The sequence below is a fragment of the Sphingomonas arantia genome (assembly GCF_042682045.1).
GTDB lineage: Bacteria > Pseudomonadota > Alphaproteobacteria > Sphingomonadales > Sphingomonadaceae > Sphingomonas_R > Sphingomonas_R arantia.
In genome coordinates this window covers 1-5,904 of the sequence record NZ_JBHUGS010000008.1, presented here as the reverse complement: position 1 = coordinate 5,904, position 5,904 = coordinate 1, and the positions used below count along the sequence as shown (strand labels likewise).

At 54.4% G+C, this 5,904-nt stretch carries 3 tRNA genes and 3 rRNA genes; all 6 read right to left on the bottom strand.

Annotated features, from left to right (window positions below):
* The 6 genes from ACFSGX_RS17730 to ACFSGX_RS17705 all read right to left on the bottom strand — a co-directional run bounded on the left by ACFSGX_RS17730 (position 1) and on the right by ACFSGX_RS17705 (position 5,471).
* A tRNA-Met gene (locus ACFSGX_RS17730) sits at positions 1-77 on the bottom strand.
* Positions 78-142: 65 nt separating this feature from the next.
* Positions 143-257 (bottom strand): 5S ribosomal RNA (rrf, locus tag ACFSGX_RS17725).
* Positions 258-416: 159 nt separating this feature from the next.
* Positions 417-3,220, bottom strand: a 23S ribosomal RNA gene (locus ACFSGX_RS17720).
* Between the two features lie 362 nt (positions 3,221-3,582).
* Positions 3,583-3,658: transfer RNA gene (locus tag ACFSGX_RS17715), tRNA-Ala, on the bottom strand.
* A 24-nt stretch (positions 3,659-3,682) separates the two neighbouring features.
* Positions 3,683-3,759, bottom strand: a tRNA-Ile gene (locus ACFSGX_RS17710).
* Between the two features lie 221 nt (positions 3,760-3,980).
* Positions 3,981-5,471 (bottom strand): 16S ribosomal RNA (locus ACFSGX_RS17705).
* Together the 16S, 23S and 5S rRNA genes with 3 tRNA genes alongside form the textbook arrangement of a ribosomal RNA operon.
* Between the last annotated feature and the right edge of the window lie 433 nt (positions 5,472-5,904).

Genomic DNA, 5,904 nt, shown 5'->3' with positions numbered 1-5,904 from the left:
TGGTTGCGGGGACAGGATTTGAACCTGTGACCTTCAGGTTATGAGCCTGACGAGCTACCGGGCTGCTCCACCCCGCGATGAGGTGTGTTGTGAGAGCATTGTGAATGGGTTTCATGCGGTGTGCACGTGCGCTGGCTTCAAAGCCTGGCGGCGACCTACTCTTCCATTGCTTGAGCAATAGTACCATCGGCGCTGTTCGGTTTCACGGCCGAGTTCGAGATGGGATCGGGTGGGTCACGAACGCTATGGCCACCAAGCTATGGGGCCAGCGCATGTGTTTGCATGTTGGGTTAGAAATCGATGCTGTTTGCCTGGCCGGTTAGGATCCAGGTCTTTTTGAGACTGCGCTGTCTCTTATCCTGTCGTCTCGGACGTTGGTCTGCGTTGCCACAGCCTTGTCGTTGATGGTGGGACTCTTCAAGCGCGAATAGAGCAATTAGTATCGGTTAGCTGCATGCGTTACCGCACTTCCACATCCGATCTATCAACGTGGTGGTCTTCCACGGCTCTATGAAATCTTATCTCGAGGGAGGCTTCCCGCTTAGATGCTTTCAGCGGTTATCCCGTCCGTACATAGCTACCCTGCTGCGCTCTTGGCAGAACGACAGGTCCACCAGAGGTACGTTCAACCCGGTCCTCTCGTACTAGGGTCAACTCCTCTCAAATTTCGACGCCCACGGCAGATAGGGACCAAACTGTCTCGCGACGTTCTGAACCCAGCTCACGTACCACTTTAATTGGCGAACAGCCAAACCCTTGGGACCTGCTCCAGCCCCAGGATGTGATGAGCCGACATCGAGGTGCCAAACAACCCCGTCGATATGAGCTCTTGGGGGTTATCAGCCTGTTATCCCCGGCGTACCTTTTATCCGTTGAGCGATGGCCCTTCCACGAGGGACCACCGGATCACTATGACCGACTTTCGTCTCTGCTCGACTTGTCAGTCTCGCAGTCAGGCTGGCTTATGCCATTGCACTCTAACAGCCGGTTTCCAACCGGCCTGAGCCAACCTTCGCGCGCCTCCGTTACTCTTTAGGAGGCGACCGCCCCAGTCAAACTACCCGCCACAGAGGGTCCTTCGTCCAGTTTCATGGACGCAAGTTAGACATCAGAAAACAACAGGGTGGTATTTCACCTTTGGCTCCACGACAGCTGGCGCCATCGCTTCAAAGCCTCCCACCTATGCTACACAGTTCTTTCCTAATGCCACTCTGAAGCTGCAGTAAAGGTGCACGGGGTCTTTCCGTCTAACCGCGGGTACTCCGCATCTTCACGGAGAATTCAATTTCGCTGAGCAGGTGTTGGAGACAGTGGGGAAGTCGTTACGCCATTCGTGCAGGTCGGAACTTACCCGACAAGGAATTTCGCTACCTTAGGACCGTTATAGTTACGGCCGCCGTTTACCTGGGCTTCATTTCGGAGCTTGCACCCCTCCACTTAACCTTCAGGCACCGGGCAGGCGTCAGACCCTATACGTCGTCTTGAAGCCGACTTAGCAGAGCCCTGTGTTTTTGCTAAACAGTCGCTACCCCCTGGCCTGTGCCCCCCACGAGAGCTTGCGCTTACGTGGGGCCTCCTTCTTCCGAAGGTACGGAGGCAATTTGCCGAGTTCCTTCAACACCCTTCTCTCAAGCGCCTTGGTATACTCTACCTGACCACCTGTGTCGGTTTCGGGTACGGTCTATACGGTGGGGCTATTTCCTGGAACCATTTCGAAGCCATCCCAATCCGTTAAGGGATGACAACACACATGATCCGTCACACACCACCAGGCCCACGAATATTAACGTGGTTCCCATCGACTACCCCCTTCGGGCTCGTCTTAGGGGCCGGCTCACCCTGCGCGGATTAGCCTTGCGCAGGAACCCTTGGTCTTTCGGCGACAGTGCATCTCACACTGTTTATCGCTACTCATGTCTGCATTCGCACTTCCGATACCTCCACGACCCATTACCAGATCGCTTCATCAGCCTACGGAACGCTCCGCTACCGCGTACGCATATAGCGCACACCCTAAGCTTCGGTGCGTGTCTTGAGCCCCGTTACATCTTCGCCGCAGGATCTCTATTAGACCAGTGAGCTGTTACGCTTTCTTTAAAGGATGGCTGCTTCTAAGCCAACCTCCTGGTTGTTTTGGAAATCCCACATGCTTTCCCACTTAGACACGACTTGGGGACCTTAGCTGTAGGTCAGGGCTGTTTCCCTCTTGACGACGGACCTTAGCACCCGCCGTCTGTCTCCCGAGCATTACTCAATGGTATTCGGAGTTTGGTTAGGTTTGGTAGATCTCGCGACCCCCTAGCCCATCCAGTGCTCTACCCCCATCGGTATTCACTCGAGGCACTACCTCAATAGTTTTCGCGGAGAACCAGCTATTTCCCGGCTTGATTGGCCTTTCACCCCTAAACACAACTCATCCGGTAACTTTTCAACGTTAATCGGTTCGGACCTCCAGTGGGTGTTACCCCACCTTCATCCTGGTCATGCCTAGATCGCCGGGTTTCGGGTCTAATGCGTCAAACTCAGTCGCCCTATTCAGACTCGCTTTCGCTGCGCCTACACCTAACGGCTTAAGCTTGCTTGACACATTAAGTCACAGACCCATTATGCAAGAGGTACGCTGTCAGGGCATAAAACCCCTCCAACTGCTTGTAGGCAATCCGTTTCAGGTACTGTTTCACTCCCCTCATCGGGGTGCTTTTCACCTTTCCCTCACGGTACTAGTTCACTATCGGTCGCATACGAGTATTTAGGCTTGGAGGGTGGGCCCCCCATATTCAGACAGAATTACACGTGTTCCGCCCTACTCTAGTCCTCTTGTCTCACTTTCGCATACGGGACTGTCACCCGCTATGGTCGGCCTTTCCAAACCGTTCTGCTAGTTGAACAAGAGGCACTGGCCTGGTCCGCGTTCGCTCGCCACTACTAACGGAATCTCGGTTGATGTCTTTTCCTCCAGCTACTGAGATGTTTCAGTTCGCCGGGTTCGCTTCACCAAAGCTATCTATTCACTTCGGTGATACCCTCCCCAATTAACCCGTACCGCGTCCAGTCCGAAGACCAAACACGGCAAGGATTAATCGGTGAGAGTGGGTTTCCCCATTCGGAAATCTGCGGGTCAAAGGTTGCTCACACCTCACCGCAGCTTATCGCAGCGTGCCACGTCCTTCATCGCCTGTATGCGCCAAGGCATCCACGAATTGCCCTTACCTCACGCTTGAGAGTCCACACCACCAACGACAGGGCTGAATGTAGAACAGCCTTTCGACCATCCCATCACTCGGCAAACCCTGCCCCGGTTACGGTGCGGATAAGAATTCTTCTCAGCATAGTCATCAATTTGCTCAGCGTACCGTCATATCCCACACACACACAGATCACCCGTTACCGGATGCCCCGTCTGGCGAAATACGATGGCCGCAAGCGGCATCGATTTCTAAAACCCATTCACAATGTCAAACAGAAGCGTTTCCGCTTCGTATATTCCGGCTTTCGCCGGAAACTGATGTCTTCACCCTGGATGATGATGTGCAGCGTTCGTGCCTTCCCGCGGCAGCATTAAACATGCGCCTGCAGGAATGTTGGTGGAGCCTATCGGGATCGAACCGATGACCTGATGCTTGCAAAGCAACCGCTCTCCCAGCTGAGCTAAGGCCCCATACACGTACGCAACGATAAGCAATGGTGGGCCGAGTAAGAGTTGAACTTACGACCTCACGCTTATCAGGCGTGCGCTCTAACCACCTGAGCTACCGGCCCAAACTTGACCGCATGCCCGTCGGTCGCGGCAAAGCCGCGCCCCGATGGGCACGCTTTGCAGCGCCGGCCGAACTTGTCAGCGTGCAAAACAGCTTTGCTGTTTCGTCTCGCTGACTGCGTTTTCCAGGATGAAGGGACATGAGGACGGCGGCATATGTTCTATACGAAAGGTACGAAGCTCTTCCACCGACTAGCAGTGACGCTTTCGGACCGATCCTTAGAAAGGAGGTGATCCAGCCGCAGGTTCCCCTACGGCTACCTTGTTACGACTTCACCCCAGTCGCTAAACCCACCGTGGTCGCCTGCCTCCTTGCGGTTAGCGCAGCGCCTTCGGGTGAATCCAACTCCCATGGTGTGACGGGCGGTGTGTACAAGGCCTGGGAACGTATTCACCGCGGCATGCTGATCCGCGATTACTAGCGATTCCGCCTTCATGCACTCGAGTTGCAGAGTACAATCCGAACTGAGACGGCTTTTGGAGATTAGCGCACCCTTGCGAGTTTGCTGCCCACTGTCACCGCCATTGTAGCACGTGTGTAGCCCAACGCGTAAGGGCCATGAGGACTTGACGTCATCCCCACCTTCCTCCGGCTTATCACCGGCGGTTCCTTTAGAGTGCCCAACTAAATGATGGCAACTAAAGGCGAGGGTTGCGCTCGTTGCGGGACTTAACCCAACATCTCACGACACGAGCTGACGACAGCCATGCAGCACCTGTCACCTATCCAGCCGAACTGAAGGAAACCATCTCTGGTAACCGCGATAGGGATGTCAAACGTTGGTAAGGTTCTGCGCGTTGCTTCGAATTAAACCACATGCTCCACCGCTTGTGCAGGCCCCCGTCAATTTCTTTGAGTTTTAACCTTGCGGCCGTACTCCCCAGGCGGATAACTTAATGCGTTAGCTGCGCCACCCAAGCACCAAGTGCCCGGACAGCTAGTTATCATCGTTTACGGCGTGGACTACCAGGGTATCTAATCCTGTTTGCTCCCCACGCTTTCGTACCTCAGCGTCAACAGTCGTCCAGTGAGCCGCCTTCGCCACTGGTGTTCTTCCGAATATCTACGAATTTCACCTCTACACTCGGAATTCCACTCACCTCTCCGACGTTCAAGTGATGCAGTCTTAAAGGCAATTCCGAAGTTGAGCTCCGGGCTTTCACCTCTAACTTACAAAACCGCCTACGTACGCTTTACGCCCAGTAATTCCGAACAACGCTAGCCCCCTCCGTATTACCGCGGCTGCTGGCACGGAGTTAGCCGGGGCTTATTCTCCCGGTACAGTCATTATCTTCCCGGGTAAAAGAGCTTTACAACCCTAAGGCCTTCATCACTCACGCGGCATTGCTGGATCAGGCTTTCGCCCATTGTCCAATATTCCCCACTGCTGCCTCCCGTAGGAGTCTGGGCCGTGTCTCAGTCCCAGTGTGGCTGATCATCCTCTCAGACCAGCTAAGGATCGTAGCCTTGGTAGGCCTTTACCCCACCAACTAGCTAATCCTACGCGGGCTCATCCTCTGGCGATAAATCTTTGGACTTACGTCATCATACGGTATTAGCAGCAGTTTCCCGCTGTTATCCCGTACCAAAGGGCAGATTCCCACGCGTTACGCACCCGTGCGCCACTAACACTCCGAAGAGCATTCGTTCGACTTGCATGTGTTAGGCATGCCGCCAGCGTTCGTTCTGAGCCAGAATCAAACTCTCAAGTTTATGTTCGACTACGTATCCGGTGGAATAACCGAACACAGCGCCGTACACTCCAGGAGCCGTTCCTGCACAATATACAAGTGTGTATGCATATTGAGACATATGAAACGGCCTAGCTTTAACCGATCCTCTGACGCCTGAAGGCCATCAGAAACCGGAGCCGCCGCCCACATGTCCCTTCATCATAATAACAATGAGAAAGAGCCAAAACAGGCAACCCTACCTCCCCTAACCTCTCGGCTCTGGGTGATCACATATGCGATCCAGGATTGCCTCAGCGCCTCATCCCGTTTCCGGTGAAGCGCCGCTGACAAGAGAGCTTCTAGGCGACCCCGCTGTGGGGGTCAATATCAAATTGCAGTTTTGTGGCAGAGGATGACGGAAGTGGCCTGAATGGCCTGTTTCCGGAGGTTTGCGAGGGTCGTCGAGGGCTAGG